Here is an 18,669-nt window from a genome sequence, read left to right as displayed (position 1 = left end):
TTTCCGAGATCCTGACGCCGGTTCAACCCAAACCCGAAGGCTTTCCGATGAACCGAGCCGCCCATCATAGCGGCTTTTTTGTTGCCGTCAATACCCTGATTTATCAGGAGGTTGACGCCACTTCTTGTGAAGGACCCTGAGGTCTTTCGCCGAAGCGAGCCGGCCATATTAGCCGTTTTTTTCACGCCGTCAACACCCGATGTTCGCTAGGTGTTTCCGGCCCCTTTCTGCCTCTGTCGAGCCGAAGATCGGCAGCTGCGTAGCGGGCCGCGCAGTCTACCGGGCCAGGAAAAAACGTCAACCGCTTTTTTGCTGGCGGCCAGTGCGCGCCTTGCAGGCGGAGGCACTGCCGCATCCTTACCAGTAGATCGTGCGTGCGCATTCGCATCTGGGCGACGGCCTCTCACGCCATTGCTGCCGTTGGCGGCCGCTTCGCCGAGAATGCGGGTTCTCCCCTGCAGGACCACGCAATGCCCTCCACCGCTGGACGCTCCCTATGGCGCGACGCCTCGCTGCCGGCGCTGGTCGCCGGTTTCGTCACCGTGCTGGTCGGCTTCGCCAGCTCGGCGGTGATCGTGTTCCAGGCCGCGCGCACGCTGGGCGCCTCGCAGGCGGAGATCGCCTCGTGGATGTGGGCGTTGGGGCTGGGCATGGGCATCACCTGCATCGGCCTGTCGCTGCGCTACCGGATGCCGGTGGTGACAGCCTGGTCCACGCCGGGCGCGGCGATGCTGATCAGCAGTGGCGGCGGCCTGCCGCTGTCCGATGCGATCGGCGCGTTCGTGCTGGCCGCGTTGCTCGGCACCGTCGCAGGATTCTCCGGCATCTTCGAGCGGATGATCCGGCGCATCCCGATATCGCTGGCCGCGGCGATGCTGGCCGGGGTGCTGCTGCGTTTCGGCCTGGACGTGTTCGTGGCGATGCAGAGCCGGCTGGGCATGGCGCTGGCGATGTTCGCGGTCTATCTGCTGGGGCGCCACGCGTTTCCGCGCTATGCGGTGATCGCGACGCTGGCGGTGGGCATCGCGATCGCCGCCGGCAGCGGCACGCTGCACCTGGAGACCGCGCAGCTGAGCCTGGCGCGACCGGTGTTCGTGTGGCCGACGCTGTCGTGGCAGGCGCTGTTCGGCATCGCCTTGCCACTGTTCGTGGTGACAATGGCCTCGCAGAACCTGCCCGGCGTCGCGGTGATCCGCGCGTCCGGCTACGCGGTGCCGATCTCGCCGACGCTCGGCTGGATCGGCGTGGTCAATGTGCTGCTGGCGCCGTTCGGGGCCTATGGACTGAACCTGGCGGCGATCACCGCGGCGATCTGCATGGGCCGCGAGGCGCAGGAGGATCCGCAGCGGCGCTACATGGCCGCGGTGTTCGCCGGCGTGTTCTATCTGCTGATCGGTTTGTTCGGCGCGACCGTGGCAGCGGTGTTCGCCGCCTTCCCGAAGGAGCTGGTGATGGCGATCGCCGGCATCGCGCTGTTCGGCACCATCGGCAACAGCCTGGCGACGGCACTGAAGGACGAGGGCGAGCGCGAGCCGGCGTTGATCACCTTCCTGGTCACCGCCTCGGGGCTGTCGCTGTTCGGCATCGGCGCCGCGTTCTGGGGCCTGCTGGCCGGCGCGGCGACATCGCTGCTGTGGCGGCGCACGCGCTGAGCGCGCGCCGCCGCGTTCCTCAACGCGGGTCGCGCAGCTGCAGCAGCCAATGCGTGGAAACGCCGGACGGGCTGGGCAGCGGTTCGAAATCGAACTGGCGGTGGACCGGGGCGGCGGCTTCCACGCGCAGCGGCAAGGTCACGTAGGCGGCGCGCCCCTGCCGCAGCAAGGTGGCGATGCGCTGGATTTCGGCGGGCGCGGCGTTGCCGGCGTAGAGCTGGTCCAGTTCGCAGCCGATCAGTTCGGCGATCTCGCGCTGGTACAGCAGCGCGAAGGCCTCGTTGACGAACGCCAGCCGGTTGGGTCGGCCCTCGCTGCCGCGTTCGATGATCGCCACCGGTTCGCGCAGCCGCGACAACGAGGCCTCCAGCAAGGCGAAATCCTGCTGGAAGCGCTTGCGCTCCATCAGCTCGATCAGCACCCGCAGGCTGCGCGCCGACTCCAGGCTCAGCGGCGACCACGGCCGTGCGCGGCCGCGCACGGTTTCCTGCCACAGGTCGAAGCTCTTGCGCGGCGACAGGCGCGAGTTGGGGATGTCCTGCAGCTTGGACAGCTGCGGGTTGCCGGCCCAGTTGACCGTGCGCACCTGCTCGCGGCGCGTCCACAGCAGCGCGCTGCGCGCCTGCGGCATCAGCGGCACGAAGATGAAACCGGCCGCCAGCGGCGCCAGGTCGGCCAGGTCCGGGAAGGTCTCGCCGATCTGCTCGGTATGCAGCGCGCCGACCGCGTCGTGGCGCAGCGCTTCGTGGTGGCTGGCCTCGATCTGTCGGCGGATGCGGGCCAGGTCGGCGGCCGGCGGCACGGTGCCGTGGCGGCTGACGTGCTCGCCATGGAAGATCGCCACGCCGTCGGCATCGACCACGTCGAGCAGGTCCGAGGCCATCTCGTCGAGCATGCCCGCGGTCAGCGTGTCGGCTTCGTTGAAGTCGGTGATCAGCTTCTCGCGCACGGTCAGCAGTACCGACTCCACGCGCGCGCGCGCCACCGCGGTCAGCGCGCCGATGCGTCCGGCCAGGGCGCGGCTGACCGCGTCGGTGACGTCGCGCATCTCGTGGTTGCAGAAGTACGGGCGGTAGTGGTGGCAGGCGATCAGCCCCCACAGCGCGTCGTTGACCACGATCGAGGCCACCAGCGTGGCGGTGACGCCCATGTTGGCCAGGTATTCCAGGTGCACCGGGGAGACGCTGCGCAGGCTGACGTCGCTCAGGTCCACCGGCGCGTGCAGGCGCGGGTGCAGGGTCGGCTGGATCGGCGCGGGCACGTAGCCGACGTCGGCGATCTGGCGCACGCGGTTGCGCAGGTACAGCGTGCGCGCCTGCGCGGGGATGTCGCTGGCCGGGTAGTGCAGGCCGAGAAAGGACTCCAGTTCCGGCGCGCGCGCCTCGGCCACGATGTCGCCGTTCCACTCGTCGTCGAAGCGGTAGATCATCACCCGGTCGTAGCCGATCAGCGTGCGCAGGCTCTTGGCCGCACGCTGGCAGGCGTCGTCGATGCTGCTGTCGGTTTCCAGCCGGCGCAGCAGCGGCAACGCGTCGCGCAGGCTGGCGTCGGCGAGCGGCGCATCGCGCGGCTCCAGCTCCAGCAGCCATTGCTCCGGATACAGGTGCCAGGCGCCGACCCAGCGCTGCCGTGGTGGTGTGGCGCGGCACGGGAAACCGACGTCGACGTACGCGAGCTGGGTGCGCTCGGCGGCGTCCGTCGACAGCGGCGGGTCCTGCAGCGCCAGCAACGCGTCGTAGGGCTGCCCGAGCAGGTCCGCCAGCGGCATGCCGAGCAGGTCGGCGGCGGTGCTGCTGGCCTGCACGATGCGGCCGTCGCTCGGCTCGATCACCAACAGCACACCGTGCGGCTGGATCGATCCGGGAATGTGGATCGGCTCGCGGGCGCAGGCTTCCATGTCCAGGGGCGCGACGGTGTCGCTCATGCAGCGGTCTCCAGGGCGAAGTGAGTGTGGAAGTGCGCGAACATCGCGCGTGCGCCGTCGACCGCGGCCTGCTGCAGGGCCGTTGTCGGCAAGGCCTGCTCCAGACGCTGCTGGAACCGCCGCCAGCTGGCCGGATCGCCATGGCCGAGTTCGAAGTAGGCCAGCGCCGGCGCGATCTCGCCCAGCGTCTGCCGCAACCGCCGGGCGATCACCCGCCCGCCCAGGCGCGAGCCTTCGACCACGTAGAGCATGCCCCAGCGGCTGCCGGCTTCGGGCGCCAGCGGCGCGGGCGACGGTGGCGGCGGCGACGCCTGCAGCGCCGCCAGATCCTGCGCCAGCAGCGGACTGCGCGGCTGGTAGCGCCAGTGGGCATCGCCGCTGGCGTGCAGCCAGGCCGATTCGCGCTGCTCCCAGCCGGCCAGCACCGCGTGATGGCGGCGCAGCACCTGGACGTAGTCGCGCACGGACAGGCGGCCGCTCATCAAGGTGCGCATCATCGGCAGCTGTTCGACGGCCTCATGCTGGCCTGCGGTGGCCTCGCGCAACAGGCGCGAGGCAGGGAGGGCGGCGGCGGTGCCGTCGGGAGGCGACATCATGGAGGCGGGCTGTCTACAGCAGCCTGGCAGGCGGCGACGGCGAAGAGGCCGCACAGCGTAACAACCGGAGCCGTGCGGTGCCAGGCGATGCGGCGGCGATGCCCAGGTCCGTGCCGCCACAAGCTGAGCAATTCATGCGCCGGCGACGCGGACGTGCGATGGCGTCGTGCGCTTCGGCGGCACTAAACGGCAGCGCCGGCGCGTTCGGGCAGGCGCGCGCGACGCCAGGCCACCACCCAGCCGGCCGCCAGCAACAGCGCGGCCAGCAGCCACGGCGCGCCGGGCAGATGCGCCGGCGCGTGCTTGCCGATGAACAGCGCGAACACCCACGTGTACAGCAGCGGCCCGACGATGCCGGCCAGGCTGACCAGGCTCATCAGCGCGCCCTGCACGCGGCCTTGCGCATCGGCGCCGACGTGGCGGGTGACGATGGCCTGCGCCGACGGCGCGGCCACCGCCCACAGCGCGCTGACCGGCACCCCGAGCAGGAACATCGCACCGCTGCCGGCGACGCTGTAGATCGCGAAGCCGGCCACGCCGCAGCCCAGCCCGAACAGCAGCGCGCCGCGTTCGCCGAGCCGGCGCACCACGCGCGCGACCAGCAACGCGTTGACCACGATGCTGCACACCCCGACCAGCGCCAGCACCCAGCTGACCTGCTTCGGCCCCCACTGGTACTGGTACTCGGCGAACAGTACGAAGATGCTCGGATACACGTAGTGCGCCAGGTTGGCCAGGAAGATCACCGCGGCCAGCGCGAACACCTGCGGGTAGCTGCGCAGCAGCCGCAACGCGCCGAACGGATTGGCGTGCTTCCAGTCCAGGCGCGGCGTGCGCCGCTCCGGCGCCAGCGATTCGGGCAGCACCCACAGGCCGTACAGGAAATTGAGCAGCGCCAGCGCCGCGGCGAACCAGAACGGCGCACGCAGGTGGTAGCTGCCGAGCCAGCCGCCGAGCAGCGGCCCGATCACGAAGCCGAGCCCGAACGCGGCGCCGATCATGCCGTAGGCCTGGGCGCGCTTGTCCGGTGCGGTGATGTCGGCGATGTAGGCGTTGGCGGTGGTGAAGCTGGCCGAGAACACGCCCGACACCACCCGCGCCAGCAGCAACAGCGGCAGGCTCTGCGCCAGCGCCATCACCACGAAGTCCACGCCCAGGCCCAGGCACGAGGCCAGGATCACCGGGCGCCGGCCATAGCGGTCGGACAGCGCGCCCTGCAGCGGCGAGCTGACGAACTGCAGCGCGGCGAACAGGAACCCGAACCAGCCGACCCACTTGGCGGCCGCGGCGAAATCGCCGCCGGTGAAGCCGCGCACCAGCCCGGGCAGCACCGGAATGATGACGCCGAAGGCCAGCACGTCGATCAGCAGGGTGATGAAGATGAAAACCAGCGCGGCGCGGCGCGTGCGCGCGGCAGGGGGCGAGGAATGCACGGCATGGTCTCCCGACGGACGCGGCAGTGTAATCGGCCGGCGCGATTGCGGGTGGGGCTGGGCTTGTGGCTGCGCGAAGGGTGGCGGCGGCGACCGGGATACGGGCGGCGGCCCCCGCGCGAGGGCCTTGGATCGGCGCTGATGGCTCAAGGCCCTAGTGATGCGGACGGTGTCAGCCGTCGTTGTTGTGCGCCCGCATGAGCATGCGTGCGAAGAAGGCAATTGCTGCGGGAGGACTCAGGCCGGCGCCCTGTCGGTAGACCGCGTCGGGACTGAAGTCCCTCCCACAGATGGGTCGAGGCGGCCGAATGCCTGGTCGATGAAACGTTGGGGTCGACGGCCTGGACCGCCGAAGCAATGGCTCGACGCGCCGTCTGCGGGAGCGTCTTTGCGAAGGGTGCGAGCGCGGCGGTGAGATTCGGTCCCTGCGGTAGACCGCGTCGGGACTGAAGTCCCTCCCACAGGTGGGTCGAGGCGGCCGAATGCCTGGTCGATTGAAACGCGTTGGGGTCGACGGCCTGGACCGCCGAAGCAATGGCTCGACGCGCCGTCTGCGGGAGCGTCTTTGCGAAGGGTGCGAGCGCGGCGGTGAGATTCGGTCCCTGCGGTAGACCGCGTCGGGACTGAAGTCCCTCCCACAGGTGGGTCGAGGCGGCCGAATGCCTGGTCGATTGAAACGCGTTGGGGTCGACGGCCTGGACCGCCGAAGCAATGGCTCGACGCGCCGTCTGCGGGAGCGTCTTTGCGAAGGGTGCGAGCGCGGCGGTGAGGTTCGGTCCCCTGCGGTAGCGCGCGTCGGGACTGAAGTCCCTCCCACAGGTGGGTCGAGGCGGCCTGCAGATGCCTGGTCGATAGAGCGGTTGGGCCGATGGCCTGAAACCGCCGAAGCCTCTGCCTAGACGCGCCGCCGCAGAGCATTTTTGCGAAGGGTGCGAACGCGGCGGCGAAGGTGGGTCCCGAAGCATTTCCGGTACAGCGCGTCGGGACTGAAGTCCCTCCCACGGGAAGCCGGTCGGCCTTAGGGCCGGTCGATCCCGCTGGTACCGACCGATGACGCGGTTGCGGCTGATGGCCTGAGGCCACCGCAGCCGCTTCCTATCCGGAGCTAACGCTCGTGGCAGCGCCCGCCGTCAGAGCGGCGCCACCGCAATGGTCTGCTGCAGCACGTGCTGCGCGCCCGGGGCCAGGTCGATCACCTCGGGGCCGGCGTTGGCCGCTTCCAGGCAGACGAACTGGCGCCAGTGGGCGCCGACGTCGGCCATCTTCTGCGCGCCGGCTTCGCCCGGGTTCCAGGCCACCAGGGTGCGGCTGCCGGCGGTGGCGATCTGGATGCGGCGCTGCAGGCCCGGGTCGAGCAGCGTGTAGCGGCCGCCGGCGCCGGTGTAGATGCGGTCGCTGCGACCGGGATCGCGCGGGTCGTGCAGGCTCCAGTCGCCGTGCTGGCGGTGCGGCGTGGCGTAGCCTTCGAACTTGTCCAGGTAGTCGAGTCCGTCCAGACCCTGCACGCGCACCTGAGTGGCGTCGGCGACATGGAAATAGTTGTGCAGCGCCTGGGTGAAGCGCGCCGGCTCGGAGCCGACGTTGTCGGTGATCAGGCGCTGCTCCAGGGTCGTGCCGATGCGCAGTTGCATGCGCAGGCGCAGCGGCAGGTCGTCGAAGTCCGGCGGCGCCAGGGTCAGCACGATGCTGCCGTCGGCCTCGCGGCGCGCGTCGCGCAGTTGCCACGGCACGGTGCGCACGAAACCGTGCGCCGGCACGTCGTCGGATTGTCCCTGGCGGCCGAAGTACGGCCAGCACACCGGGGTGCCGCCGCGGATCGGCGTGGGCGTGGGCTGCGCGCTCGGCGACAGCCACATCACCTCGGTGCCGCCCTTGGGCACGAACGACAGCAGCTGACCGCCGAACAGGCTGATCGCGGCGGTGGAGTGCGGGGTTTCCACCAGCAGCGAGGGATAGCCGTGGAAATCGCCTGTGCTCAGGCCGGGGATCTCGGACATGGGATGGATGCTCCGTGGCGCGGGGGATTGGACGAAGGCCGGGTAGCGCGCCGGCACGCGGAAGGCGGTGGCCGGCTTGCCGCCGAATGGCGTGGTGGGTGCGGGTGACGGCGCGGGCGTGGGCGGCGTGGCGGCGGGCGCCTCGCGGCGCAACGCATCGAGGATGCGCTGCCCGGCGCGGCCGTCGGCCGGTTGCAGGCCCAGGCGCTGCTGCTCGGCCTGGATCGCGCGGCGGCTGACGCTGCCGATCATGCCGTCGGCCTGGCCGATGGCGTGGCCGCGCGCCAGCAGCAGGGTCTGCAGTTCGCGCCGCTCGGGCCGGCCCAGACCGGGATCGTCGGTGGGCCAGGCAGTGGCCAGGCCGGGCTTGCCGCGCAGCTGGTCGGACAGCAGCGCGATCGCCAGCGCATAGCTTTCTGCGGCGTTGTAGGCGTAGATCGCGTCGTAGTTGCGGAACACCAGGAACGCGGGGCCTTTGCTGCCGGCCGGGATCAGCACCGCGGCCGGCGTCTGCGGCGCCAGCGCGGGCAGCTCGAGCGCGCTGCCATCGACCGCGGTCAGGCCGCGCGCGCGCCAGTCGGACAGCGCACGGCGCTGGGTGCGCCCGGCCAGGGCCGGATCGAAGCCGGCCGGCAGCGTCACCTCCACGCCCCACGGCTGCCCGCTCTGCCAGCCGGCCAGCTTCAGGTAGTTGGCGGTGGAGGCCAATGCATCGGGAATGCTGGCGACCAGGTCGCGGCGGCCGTCGCCATCGCCGTCGACGGCGACGCGGGCATAGGTGCTGGGCATGAACTGGGTATGCCCGAAGGCGCCGGCCCAGGAGCCGGTCAGGTTGTCGGGTTGCAGGTCGCCGGCCTGCAGCAGCTTCAGCAACGCGAACAGTTCGCCGCGGAAGAACGGCTGGCGGCGGCCGTTGCACGACAGGGTCAGCAGCGACACCAGCAGCGGGCGCTTGCCGGAGACGCGGCCGTAGTCGCTCTCCACGCCCCACACCGCGACCACGGTCTCCGCGTCCACGCCGTACTGCTGCGCCACCCGCGCGATCAGCTCGCGGTGCGTGGCCAGCATCGCGCGGCCGTCGGCGACGCGCTGCGTGTCCACCAGCCCGGCCAGGTAGTCCCAGATCGGCGTGGTGAATTCGGGTTGCGCGTCGAGCAGCGGCAGCACGCTCATGTCCGGCTGCACGCCAGCGGTGAAACGGTCGAACGCGGCGGCGGTCACGCCGGTCTTGGCGGCGGCGCCGCGCAGCGTGGACAGGCAACCGGCGAACGCGGGATCCGGCGCCAGCGGCGGCGTGGGCAGGGTCTGCGCGGCGGCACAGGGCGCGGCCAGCAGCAAGGCCCAAGCGAAACGCATCATCGAAACTTCCTCGCCGACGGCAGACTGCGCATCATAAACAACCGTGGCGAATGCGCCGCTCACGGCGGCCGGCTTGGTCTGCGGGCGCACGATAGAACGCACGCGGGCTGCATCGCCGGATGATCCCGGCAACGCGCGTCGTCCGCGCTGCAAGCCGCAGTGCGTTGGCCGGCAGTCAGTCCAGCGCGTCCAGGTAATACCAGCGGCCGTCCTCGCGCACGAAACGGCTGTGTTCGGTCATGCGCACCGCGCTGCCGCCGCCGATGCGATAGCGCGCCAGGAACGCGACCTCGGCCGTGTCGGCGCCAGTGGCCAGCACACTTTGCACGGTCAGGCCGAGCCAGGTGGTCTGCGTGTCCAGCGCCAGCTCGGCCGGGCGCGTGGACGGGTGCCAGCTGGCGCGCAGGTAGTCGGCGTCGCGGCGCACGTAGGCGCAGTAGCGCGAACGCATCAGCGATTCGGCATCGGGCGCGGCGGCGCCGGCATGGTAGGGCCCGCAGCACTGCGCGTACTCGCGCGGGCGGCCGCAGGGACAGGGATCGGCGAGGCGGGGGACGGACGGAGGCATGCGCCGATTGTGCCGGCAGCGGCGGCGCGGCGCACGCCGACGCTGCCGTGCGCGCCCGCCCCGGCTATGCTTGCGCGCCCCCCGCCCGGAGCGCCGCCTTGCTGGAGCTGATCCCGACCGAACTGCCGTGGCTGCTGTGCATCGCCTTCGTCGCCGGGCTGGTGGACGCGGCGGTGGGCGGCGGCGGCCTGATCCAGTTGCCGGGGCTGTTCGCGACGCTGCCGCAGCAAGCGCCGGCGGTGCTGCTGGGCACCAACAAGTTCAGCGCGATGGCCGGCACCGGCGCGTCGGCCTGGCGCTATGCGCGCAGCGTGCGCTTCCCGTGGCGGCCGGTGCTGTACGCCACGGCGGCGGCGTTCGCGTTCTCCTTCCTTGGCGCCACCGCGGTCAGCCTGTTGCCGAAACAGGCGGTGCGGCCGCTGATCCTGATCCTGCTGATCGCGATGCTGGCCTATACGCTGGTCAAGAAGGACTTCGGCGCGTTGCACCGGCCGCGCCAGATCGGCCGCCGCGAACTGGCCATCGCGCTGGCGATGGGCGCGGCGATCGGCTTCTACGACGGCTTCTTCGGGCCCGGCACCGGCAGCTTCCTGATCTTCCTGTTCATCCGCTTCTTCGGCCTGGATTTCCTGCGCGCCTCGGCCGCCTCCAAGGTGGTCAACCTGGCCACCAACCTGGCCGCGCTGTGCTTCTTCGTGCCCAGCGGACAGGTGCTGCTGGCGGTGGCGGTGCCGATGGCCGCGGCCAACGTCGTTGGCGCGGTGGCCGGCACCCGGCTGGCGCTGCGCGGCGGCACCCCGCTGATCCGGCAATTGTTCCTGGTACTGGTGGTGGTGCTGATCGGCAAGATGGGCTGGGACCTGCTGCGCTGAGCGCAGCGCCCCTTGCCGCGAGATGCCTTGCGTGCAGGGCTACTTGCGCTTGGCGCCGCTGCGCGCGGTAGTCGCTTTAGTCGCCTTGCGCGATGTCGCCGCCGCGGCCGTCTTGTTCGGCTTGCCTGGCGCCGGCTTGGCAGCGGCACGTGCGGCGGCGGGTCGCTCGGCCCGCTTTGCAGACGGCGCGCGGGCGGTCTTCGCTGCCGCGGTGGGCTTGGCCTTGGCTGATGCCTTCTTCGCTGCCGCGCGTGGCGCTGCGGTGGCGGGCTTGGCCGGCCCGGATGCACGCTTGCGCGGTGCCGGCGCGGCCGGCGCGCTTGGCGTGGCGTCCTCGGTCGCGAGCGGCTCGCCGCCCGCCATGGCCGCCGCCGGCGCATCGGTGGCGGCGACCATCGCCGCGTCACGCGCCGGCGTATCGTCGCTGCGCGAGCGCTCCGGCAGCTTGAGTCGATGCGCCTGTTCGTCGTACTCGATCAGCAGCACGCCGGAATTGTGGCGGCCGCTGATCTCGACGAAGCAGGCGCCGCCGATGAACGGCTCCAGCGTCATCACCGATTTGAGCGGCGTGGCCACCACCATCTGGAAACCGAAGTTCTCGAAGATGTTCATCGCCAGCGCGGTGAACTCGTTGTCGGCCTTGTCGAACGCCTCGTCGAGCACCACCGCGCAGTAGCGCGGCAGCTCGCCGTCCTCGCCGCCGAGCTGGTAGCGCAGCGCCGCGGCCAGGCAGGTGGTGGCCAGCTTCTGCCGCTGCCCGCCGGACTTGCCGGCGCCACTGCGGTAGATCTCGACCTGGGCGCGGGTCTGCGCATCCAGCTCCACGCCGATGAATTCCACGTGCAGGCGCACGTCCAGCACCTGCTCGCGCCAGCGCCGCAGTTCCGGCTCCTGCGCGCCGAGCCGGGCGACCAGGTCGCGCAACGTGGCGAACTGCGCTTCGGCCAGCGCGCGGTCCTCGGTCTGCTGGTGCGACAACACCGCGCGCAGCTGCTGCTGGAACTCGTGCACCTCGGCCAGGCGGCGATCGCCGACTTCGATGGTGAGGATGGTGCCGCGGTTGAACGGCACCTGTTCCAGGCTGGCGTTGACCTCGTCCATGCGCTGCTTGATGCCCTTGTGCGCCTCGGCGGTATGCCGCTGCAGCGCGAGCAGGTTGTTCTTGCTCTGGGTCTGCAGCAACTCGAAGAAGCGGCCTTCGTGGCGCGGCAGGCCGTCGCTCTCCAGCCGCTCCAGGCGCGCGAGGAAATCGTCGGCGCTGGCCAGGCTGACGGTGAAATCGCCGCTGTCCTCCGGCCATTGCTGGCAATACCTGCGGAAGCACTCCAGCAGCTGCGCGCTGAGCCTGCTGTCGCGGCCCTGGCTGTCGGCCAGTTGCTCGGCCAGGCCGCGTTCGACCACGCGGAAGTGCGCCTCCAGGTTGTCCAGCGACAATGGCGCCAGCTCGGCCAGGCGCTGCCGCAGGCCTTGCAGCTGGGTGGGCGTGAGCGATGCGGCGGCGCCACGTCCGGCGCAGGTCTCGCGCTGCGTCTCCAGCCGGCTGCGCTCGCGCGCCAGCTGCGCGCGTTCCAGGCGCACGTCCTCGTAGGTGCGCTTGGCCTGGTCGCGACGCGCGCGCGCGGTGTCGATCGCCTGGCCCAGCGCGCGCAGGCCGCTGTCGCCTTCGCGCAGTTGGGTGAGCTGCTCCTCGATGTCGCTCAGGCGCTGCAGCTTGGGCCCGACGTCGATCTCGTCCCAGGAGCGCTCCACCAGCGTGTGCGCGGCGAGCTGCCGTTCCTGGTCCTGCTCGCGCCGCTTGCGCAACGCGGCCACATCGGCCTCGCAGTCGGCGATGCGCTGCGCCAGGGTCTGGCCCTCGCGCTCGTAGAGCTTGAGCTTGTCGCGATTGTCGTAGCCGAGCAGCCAGCGCTTGCGGTCGCCGACGGCGTGGCGATCGTCCTTCTCGTAGCGGTCGCCCGGATGCTTGACCTGGCCTTCGCGGGTGATCGCGCGGTCGGCGTTGCGCAGCGCGGCGGCGCTGTCGACGCAGGCGTAGTCGAAGCGGCGCGCCAGTTCGTTACGCAGCCAGTCGGCGAAGGCGTGCTCGCGCAGCTGCAGCTTGCCCGGCAGCGACTGCGGCTCGGGGTCGCGCGGATGCAGCGCATCGTTGCGGCGCACCCGGTAGTACACCAGGCGCGTGCCCAGGTGGGTGCGGTTGACCCAGTCGCTGACCTGCGCGTAGTGGCGCTCGTCCACCAGCAGCGATTGCGCGAAGCCCTGCAGCACGCGTTCGATCGCGCCGCGCCAGGCGGCCTGGTCGTCGCGCACCTGCAGCAGTTCGCCGACGAACGGCAGCGCCGCCTCGCTCAGGCCGGTGTCCTCGCACAGCCGCGCGCGCAGCGCCTGCATCGGCGCCGGGATGCTCGACGGCGCGCGCTTCAGCGCCTCGATCTCGGCGCGGATCTCGGCGAAACGGCGCTCATCATCGCGGCGCGCACCCATGCGCTCGGCGATCGCCTCGTCCAGCGAACTGGCCTGTTCGCGGTTGCCGTCCAGCAGCCCGCGCGCATGCGCGACCTGCTCGGCGAAGCCGCTGGCCCCGGCGGCCAGCGCGGTGCCGAGCTGGCGACAGGCCTGTTCGATTTGCGTCCGGCGGCGCAGCCGCTCGTCGCGCTCGCGTTCGACCCGGGCGCGTTCGCGCTCCAGCGCCTCGACCTGCTCGCCGCCGGCCGCGCGCTGCTCGCGCTCCAGTTCGGCCAGTTTCTGCTCGTGGTTGTCCAGCGACTCGCGGCGTTGGCCCTCCTCGCCGGCCAGGCCGCGGTCCTGGGTGTCCAGCTCCTGCAGGCGCGCATCGAGCAGCGCCACGCGCTGCTGCTCGCGATAGCCGTCCACGCCCAGCTGCAGTTCGCGCAACTCGCCGACGCTGTGGCGCAGCGCCATCAGCGCCGCGTGGTGTTCGCGCGCCGGGCTCAGCGTTTCCACCTGGCGGCGCGCGGTGACCACCGCGTGGTGCGCGCCGTCGAGTTCGGCGAAGTCCTCCACCAGCCGGTCGGCGGCCTCGAACGTGCGCGGCTCGTCGAGCATGAAGCCGCGCAGGAAGGCGTTGAGGTCGCCCAGGTTCTTCGCCGACTGGGTCTTGTGCAGCAGCCGCAGCGCCATCTCGTTGCCGATGCCGAGCAGGTGGCGGAAGCGCTCGGCATAGCCGGCGAAGCCATCGAAGTGGGCCACGTCCTCGCCCAGCCGCGCCTTGAGCTTGCGCAGGTCCAGGTCGAAGCCGTCGAGCTCGCGCGCCACGTCGAACGGACGCTGCGCGACCATGTAGTGGCGGCGCACGTCGGCGGCGGCGTTGCCGCTGCCGGCGATCCAGAACAGGCGTATCAGGCTGACCGCTTCGCCGTGCGCGTTGCGGTATTCCAGCGCCAGCGCCGACCAGGTCGCGCCCTTGCGCAGGTATTGCGTGGCGATCTCGCCGGATGCGCTGTCCTGTTGGTCGGCCCACGCGCCGCGCACGTACGACACCAGGCTGCGGTCGCGCCCGCTGCGCTCGGCCTCGCGCGCGGCGGCGTTGAAGTCGACGATGCTCGGCGGCGTCAACAGCGCCGACATCGCATCGAGCAACGTCGACTTGCCCGAGCCGGAGCGGCCGACGAACAGGAAGCCCTTCTCCGCGATCGGCACCTCGGTCAGCCCGTTGAATGTTCCCCAGTTGTGCACCTGCAAGCGGCGCATGCGGAACTGCTGCGCCCGCTGCTCGGCGAGCGCATCGGCGAACAGCGATTGGCCCGGCTGCGCCGGCAGGAGGTTGGACTGGGAATTCATGGCTCACTCACCAAAACAGGACGACGGGGAACGCACAGACGGGTCATCACCAACGTTTGAAGCGGGTTTTCCAGGTGTTGCGGGGACGCGGGGGCGTTGTGCGCGATGGAGTGGACAGTCACGTGGGCTGTGGACCTGCCGTGCGCTCGGAAGACGCGAGGGCAGTCGCCTTCTTTCTCGCACACGCAAGAACAAGATGACTTGGGCTCGCGATGATGGGGGTAAAAGCCCGTGCTCCACTGCACTCTTCAAACACCACCACACGCCGTACCCTCATCCGCCCTCCGGGCACCTTCTCCCGGAGGGAGAAGGGAACGGCTGGCGGCCTCTCCTTCTTGCGCGGGCGGCGACGTTTCCCGAAAGAGGGCATGGCGCCGGGGGAGAAGGATCATTCCGCTGCTGTCTCCCCCACGCGCAGCTCGCGGTACGCCTGCGCCAGTGCCTGCACGTCCTCGGCCGAGAACAGCAGCTTCAGCACCGGCGACACCTCGTAGCGGTCCTCGCTGCCGCGCAGGCGCGACAACAGCTGGTTCTCGCGCATCTTGCCGATCGCGGTCATCACCCGTCGCGCGAACCCGGCACGGTCGGTGGACACGTTCTTCTCGTACACCGACAGCGCTTCGAGCAGTTGCGCCTCGTCCACCACCGCGCGCTCGCCGCGGGTGTCGGCCTCGGCCAGACGCTGGCGCAGGAACAGCAGCAGCACCGACTCGATGAAGGTCAGCGGCGCGCTGCGCAGCAGCGTCGGCGCCTCCAGTTCGGCGGTGTCGGCCTGGCGGGTGAACGCCACCCCGCCCTCGCGGTCCAGCACCAGTTCCAGGAACAGCTCGCACAGCACGCGGCGGATCGCCGGCTCGTGGCGCAGCAACGCCGGCCACAGCGGCCCGTGCCGTTGCGCGTCCACGCTCGGCCCGGCCAGCAGTTGGCACAGCGCGCGGCGCGCGTCGAACGGCAGCGTGCCGGTATCGCCGAGGAACAGCGTGCCCTCGCCGTGCGGCGCGCCTGCCGCTGCCGGCACGTCGGCGTCGCCGCTGCCGCCTGGGTCGGCGTCCAGGCGTCCATCGTCAGACCAGTTCATTGCGTTTCTCCCGGGTGAACCACACCAGCGGAATGCGCGCACGCCGCAGCGTGCCGTCGCCGCCTTCCCACTGCACCGTTTCCAGTTCGCCGTCGATCACCACGCCGTGGCGGGTGCCGAGCGACAGATAGCCGATGACGCTGCCCAGGCCCTGCGCCGCCGGACGCTGCTGCAGCGCATCGCCGATGGTCAGCCGCGGCTGTTGGCCGAGCAGCTCGTGCAGGTCGCGGCGCAGCGCGCGCACGTCGATCTCCGACTGCGCGACCAGGTCGCCGACGCTGTCCAGCGAAATCTCCGCCGCGTCGGCGGCATGCACGCGGCCGTCGACCTGGGCCAGGCGCGGATCGTGCAAGCGCCACTGCGACAGCGAGCGCAGGCGGCTGCCGCTCAACGCCAGCGTGTAGCCGGTCGCGGCGGCGGCGTGCAGGCTGTCGCGCAGCTGCAGCGCCTCGCCCTGGGCCTGCTTGAGCAACTGGTTGAGGCGGCGCTGCTCCAGGTAGCCGCGACTCTGCACGAAGCCGCGCAGGCTGCGCGCGAAGTGCTGCATCACCGTGTGCACTTCGCCGCCGCGCTCGAGCAGGGTGCCGGTGAGCCCGCGCAGGAAGGCGCGCTCGCGGCGGTCTAGCCGGCGCGCGAAACCGCGCGCGAGCAGCGCGTCCAGCGCCTGGTCGAGCTGGCCGCTCTGCTGCGCATCGTTGAGCAGGTTCCAGAACGCCTGGAAGCTGCGCCCGGCCTCGCTGTCGGCGATCACGTCCACGCCGTCGAACAGCTGCTGCAGCACGTCGCCGCGCGCGCCTTCGTCGTCGATGATGCGCTCGCGGAATTCGCGGTTGAGCCGCTCGAAGTCGTCGCGGACGCGGTGGAAATCCTCGGCCAGTTCGTCGGACAGGTGGATCAGGTCGCGCGCGCGTTCCAGCGCGCGCTTGCCGTCGAGCGCGGCGACGCGGCCGGCGGCCACCCGCTCGATCTCCGCATCGATGCGGTCGCGCTCGGCGCGCAGCGCGGCCAGGCGCGCGTCCGGATCGGACTCGGTCTGCCCGGCCAGCTGCACCAGTTGCTGGATCACCAGCGACAGCCGGCTCTCGGTGGCGTTGCTGGCGCTCTCGCGCAGCCCGGCGATGAAGCGGATCGCCTGCGCGGCCGCGCGCGACAGCTCGTACTCCTCTTCGGTCGCGCCTTCGGGCAGGCGCCGTTCCAGCCAGCCCTGGGCCAACCAATGCGCGAGATAGGCCTGCGCGGTGCGCGGCAGGTCGCGCGAGAGCTGGTCCGCGCGCAGCGCGTCGAGCTGGCGCTGCAGGCGCTCGTGCAGCACCGCCGACGGCAGCCGGCGGTCGCCGTCCAGCAGCAGCGTCTGCAGCAGGCCGATCAGTTCCGGCGCGTGGTCGGCGGCCAGCAGCTTCCACAGCGGCCGTTCGCGCAGCAGGCGATAGCCGGCGATCCGTTCGTGTTGCTTCATGCGCGCCGCGACCGCCGCCCCCGCCACCGCTGGCTCAACGCTTGCCGCTGCCGTCGATGAAGCGCAGGAATTCGGCGCGGGTGCGCGCGTCCTCGCGGAAGGTGCCGAGCATCTTCGAGGTGACCATGCTGACGCCGCGCTTGTGGATGCCGCGGGTGGTCATGCATTCGTGCGCGCCTTCCACCACCACGCCCACGCCCAGCGGCTGCAGCACGTCCTGGATGCACTGCGCGATCTGCGCGGTCATCTTCTCCTGCACCTGGAAGCGCCGCGCATAGGCCTCGACCACGCGCGCCAGCTTGCTGATGCCCACCACCTTGCCGCGAGGCAGGTAGCCGACGTGGACCTTGCCGATGATCGGCGCCATGTGGTGCTCGCAATGGCTTTCGTATTCGATGTCGCGCAGCACGATCAGTTCGTCGTAGCCGGCCACTTCCTCGAAGGTGCGCAGCAGGTACTCGCGCGGATCGGCCTGGTAGCCGCTGAACCAGTCGCCATAGGCCTCGGCCACGCGCCGCGGCGTGTCCAGCAGGCCCTCGCGGTCCGGATCCTCGCCGGCCCAGCGCAGCAGCGTGCGCACGGCGGCTTCGGCCTGGTCCTGGGTGACGGGGGAATCGGGGGTCTTCTTGGAGTCGGCCATGAGCGAAAACGCCCGTGAGGGGGGCTGCATGGTACCCGAGTCGCCTGGGCGTCGCCGAACGCGGCGGCGGGGAGTGCAGCGGTCGAGGATGCGGTCGCGGCTGAAGCCGCTCCTACAGTGCACCCGGCCGGCCTTCCGCACGCCCTCTGTGGGAGCCAATTCAGTCGCGACGAGGGAAGCCGCGGGACTGATGACCGGTCGCGTCGGGGCTGAAGCCCCTCCCACAGTGCACCCGGCCAACCTTCCGCAAGCCTCTGTGGGAGCGACTTCAGTCGCGACGAGGGAAGCCGCGGGACTGATGATCGGGTCGCGTCGGGGCTGAAGCCCCTCCCACAGTGCACCCAGCCGGCCTTCCGCAAGCCCCTGTGGGAGCGACTTCAGTCGCGACGAGTGGAGCCGCCGGTCGAATGACGCCGGGACCAGTCGCGGCTGAAGCCGCTCCTACAGGGAGTTGCGATCGGCCGGCCGGGTGCACTGTAGGCGCGGCTTCAGCCGCGACGGGCGCAGCGGCGAGGCTTCAGGCGACGGAGACGGTCTGGGCTGAAACTCGAAGGCGGTCGCAAGACTTCCCGCGGTGCACGACAGCCGCGGCCAGCCAGGCCACGCGCGCCTCGCTAGTCGGCCGCTTCCGGCGCGGCAAGACCCTTGCTGTAGATGCCCGAGCGGTCGAAGCAGCAGGCGCGGCGCTTGCCGGAGGCGAGCATGTCGCAGGCGGTGGCGATGCGCTTGGTCCGCGTCTCGGCCTTCTTGCCCGAGGTGATCCAGAAGATCCAGTCGCGCCGCGCCACCGCGGTAAGGTCGTCCCACTGCGCACGCGCCGCTGGATGAGCGGCCAGCGCCTGGCGCAGGTCAGGCGGCACCGCCGGTTCCGGCTCCACCGCCACCGGCGCGATCTCCAGCACGACCGTGTCGCCCACCGCGACCCCAGCGGCCTGCTGCAGGGCCTCGTCCACCTTGAGCCAGTGGCTGCCCTGCCCGTCGGGCGCCAGCGTGGCCTGGAACGGATGGCCGGCGAGCGTGCCGTCCACGGTCACCATGCCGCGCGCCGGCAGTTTCGCGCTCGCCTGCGCCGGCAGCAGCAGGAATGCCCAGGGCGCACCCGGCGGCGTCGCCGGCTGCAGCAGCTTCGTCTCAAAGCGGATCGTGGCGGTGACGGTGACCTTGCTCATGCCAGGACGATAGCACCGGCGGACTCGGTGGTTGGCCGCATGGCGTCGAGGCCTCGGGCAGCGCGGTCAGCCCGCCAAGGACACGACCACGGTGCACCGGCCAGGCGGCCTCGGCCTACCTGGAAGC

11 protein-coding genes and 1 pseudogene are annotated in these 18,669 nt (G+C 71.1%); 2 read left to right on the top strand and 10 right to left on the bottom strand.

Features of this window, described 5'->3' with window-relative positions; translation table 11 throughout:
• Nucleotides 1-470 precede the first annotated feature (470 nt).
• A complete protein-coding gene (locus J2Y70_RS16815) occupies nucleotides 471-1,652 on the top strand; it encodes a benzoate/H(+) symporter BenE family transporter (RefSeq protein ID WP_309920006.1) in 1,182 nt (393 codons plus the stop codon).
• Nucleotides 1,653-1,671: 19 nt separating this feature from the next.
• Here J2Y70_RS16815 and bphP read toward each other — a convergent pair whose 3' ends face one another.
• The 5 genes from bphP to J2Y70_RS16790 form a co-directional block, all read right to left on the bottom strand.
• Complete coding sequence (gene bphP, locus J2Y70_RS16810; protein ID WP_309920004.1) at nucleotides 1,672-3,576, bottom strand: bacteriophytochrome BphP; 1,905 nt, start codon at nucleotides 3,574-3,576, stop codon at nucleotides 1,672-1,674.
• Entirely contained in the window at nucleotides 3,573-4,172 is a 600-nt protein-coding gene (locus J2Y70_RS16805) for a biliverdin-producing heme oxygenase (RefSeq protein WP_309920002.1), read from the bottom strand. The genes bphP and J2Y70_RS16805 overlap by 4 nt, the downstream gene beginning before the upstream one ends.
• Before the next feature lie 182 nt (nucleotides 4,173-4,354).
• Complete coding sequence (locus J2Y70_RS16800; protein WP_309920000.1) at nucleotides 4,355-5,605, bottom strand: TCR/Tet family MFS transporter; 1,251 nt, start codon at nucleotides 5,603-5,605, stop codon at nucleotides 4,355-4,357.
• Nucleotides 5,606-6,735: 1,130 nt separating this feature from the next.
• Nucleotides 6,736-8,961, bottom strand: a complete 2,226-nt coding sequence (locus J2Y70_RS16795) for a lytic murein transglycosylase (RefSeq protein ID WP_309919997.1) — start codon at nucleotides 8,959-8,961, stop codon at nucleotides 6,736-6,738.
• 175 nt (nucleotides 8,962-9,136) lie between these two features.
• The gene (locus J2Y70_RS16790) at nucleotides 9,137-9,529 is read right to left on the bottom strand and encodes a YchJ family metal-binding protein (RefSeq protein WP_309919994.1); all 393 of its coding nucleotides are present in this window, start codon (nucleotides 9,527-9,529) and stop codon (nucleotides 9,137-9,139) included.
• Nucleotides 9,530-9,627: 98 nt separating this feature from the next.
• Between J2Y70_RS16790 and J2Y70_RS16785 the strand changes: the two genes are divergently transcribed.
• The gene (locus J2Y70_RS16785; protein WP_309919991.1) at nucleotides 9,628-10,401 is read left to right on the top strand and encodes a TSUP family transporter; all 774 of its coding nucleotides are present in this window, start codon (nucleotides 9,628-9,630) and stop codon (nucleotides 10,399-10,401) included.
• Between the two features lie 129 nt (nucleotides 10,402-10,530).
• Here J2Y70_RS16785 and J2Y70_RS16780 read toward each other — a convergent pair.
• From J2Y70_RS16780 to J2Y70_RS16760, 5 genes and pseudogenes are all read right to left on the bottom strand, one after another.
• Nucleotides 10,531-14,199, bottom strand: a pseudogene (locus J2Y70_RS16780) (ATP-binding protein); the annotation flags it as partial.
• Nucleotides 14,200-14,587: 388 nt separating this feature from the next.
• Complete coding sequence (locus J2Y70_RS16775; protein ID WP_309919988.1) at nucleotides 14,588-15,277, bottom strand: DUF4194 domain-containing protein; 690 nt, start codon at nucleotides 15,275-15,277, stop codon at nucleotides 14,588-14,590.
• Nucleotides 15,264-16,733: a DUF3375 domain-containing protein gene (locus tag J2Y70_RS16770; protein WP_309919986.1), complete on the bottom strand. Its 1,470-nt coding sequence runs from the start codon at nucleotides 16,731-16,733 to the stop codon at nucleotides 15,264-15,266. Before J2Y70_RS16770 ends, J2Y70_RS16775 begins: the two co-directional genes overlap by 14 nt.
• Before the next feature lie 34 nt (nucleotides 16,734-16,767).
• Entirely contained in the window at nucleotides 16,768-17,373 is a 606-nt protein-coding gene (folE, locus tag J2Y70_RS16765) for a GTP cyclohydrolase I FolE (protein WP_263396336.1), read from the bottom strand.
• A gap of 614 nt (nucleotides 17,374-17,987) precedes the next feature.
• Complete coding sequence (locus J2Y70_RS16760) at nucleotides 17,988-18,542, bottom strand: YdeI/OmpD-associated family protein (RefSeq protein WP_309919983.1); 555 nt, start codon at nucleotides 18,540-18,542, stop codon at nucleotides 17,988-17,990.
• Between the last annotated feature and the right edge of the window lie 127 nt (nucleotides 18,543-18,669).

The sequence above is a fragment of the Xanthomonas sp. 1678 genome (assembly GCF_031455575.1).
Taxonomy (GTDB): Bacteria; Pseudomonadota; Gammaproteobacteria; order Xanthomonadales; family Xanthomonadaceae; genus Xanthomonas_A.
The sequence above is the reverse complement of the archived record's forward strand: the minus strand, read 5'-3'. Positions and strand labels throughout refer to the sequence as shown.

Bases quoted from the DNA above. Each gene is read 5' to 3' on its own strand.
- J2Y70_RS16790 (WP_309919994.1), bottom strand. From the start codon at position 9,529: ATGCCTCCGTCCGTCCCCCGCCTCGCCGATCCCTGTCCCTGCGGCCGC.
- folE (WP_263396336.1), bottom strand. From the start codon at position 17,373: ATGGCCGACTCCAAGAAGACCCCCGATTCCCCCGTCACCCAGGACCAG.
- J2Y70_RS16795 (WP_309919997.1), bottom strand. From the start codon at position 8,961: ATGATGCGTTTCGCTTGGGCCTTGCTGCTGGCCGCGCCCTGTGCCGCC.
- J2Y70_RS16775 (WP_309919988.1), bottom strand. From the start codon at position 15,277: ATGAACTGGTCTGACGATGGACGCCTGGACGCCGACCCAGGCGGCAGC.
- J2Y70_RS16760 (WP_309919983.1), bottom strand. From the start codon at position 18,542: ATGAGCAAGGTCACCGTCACCGCCACGATCCGCTTTGAGACGAAGCTG.
- bphP (WP_309920004.1), bottom strand. From the start codon at position 3,576: ATGAGCGACACCGTCGCGCCCCTGGACATGGAAGCCTGCGCCCGCGAG.
- J2Y70_RS16805 (WP_309920002.1), bottom strand. From the start codon at position 4,172: ATGATGTCGCCTCCCGACGGCACCGCCGCCGCCCTCCCTGCCTCGCGC.
- J2Y70_RS16815 (WP_309920006.1), top strand. From the start codon at position 471: ATGCCCTCCACCGCTGGACGCTCCCTATGGCGCGACGCCTCGCTGCCG.
- J2Y70_RS16770 (WP_309919986.1), bottom strand. From the start codon at position 16,733: ATGAAGCAACACGAACGGATCGCCGGCTATCGCCTGCTGCGCGAACGG.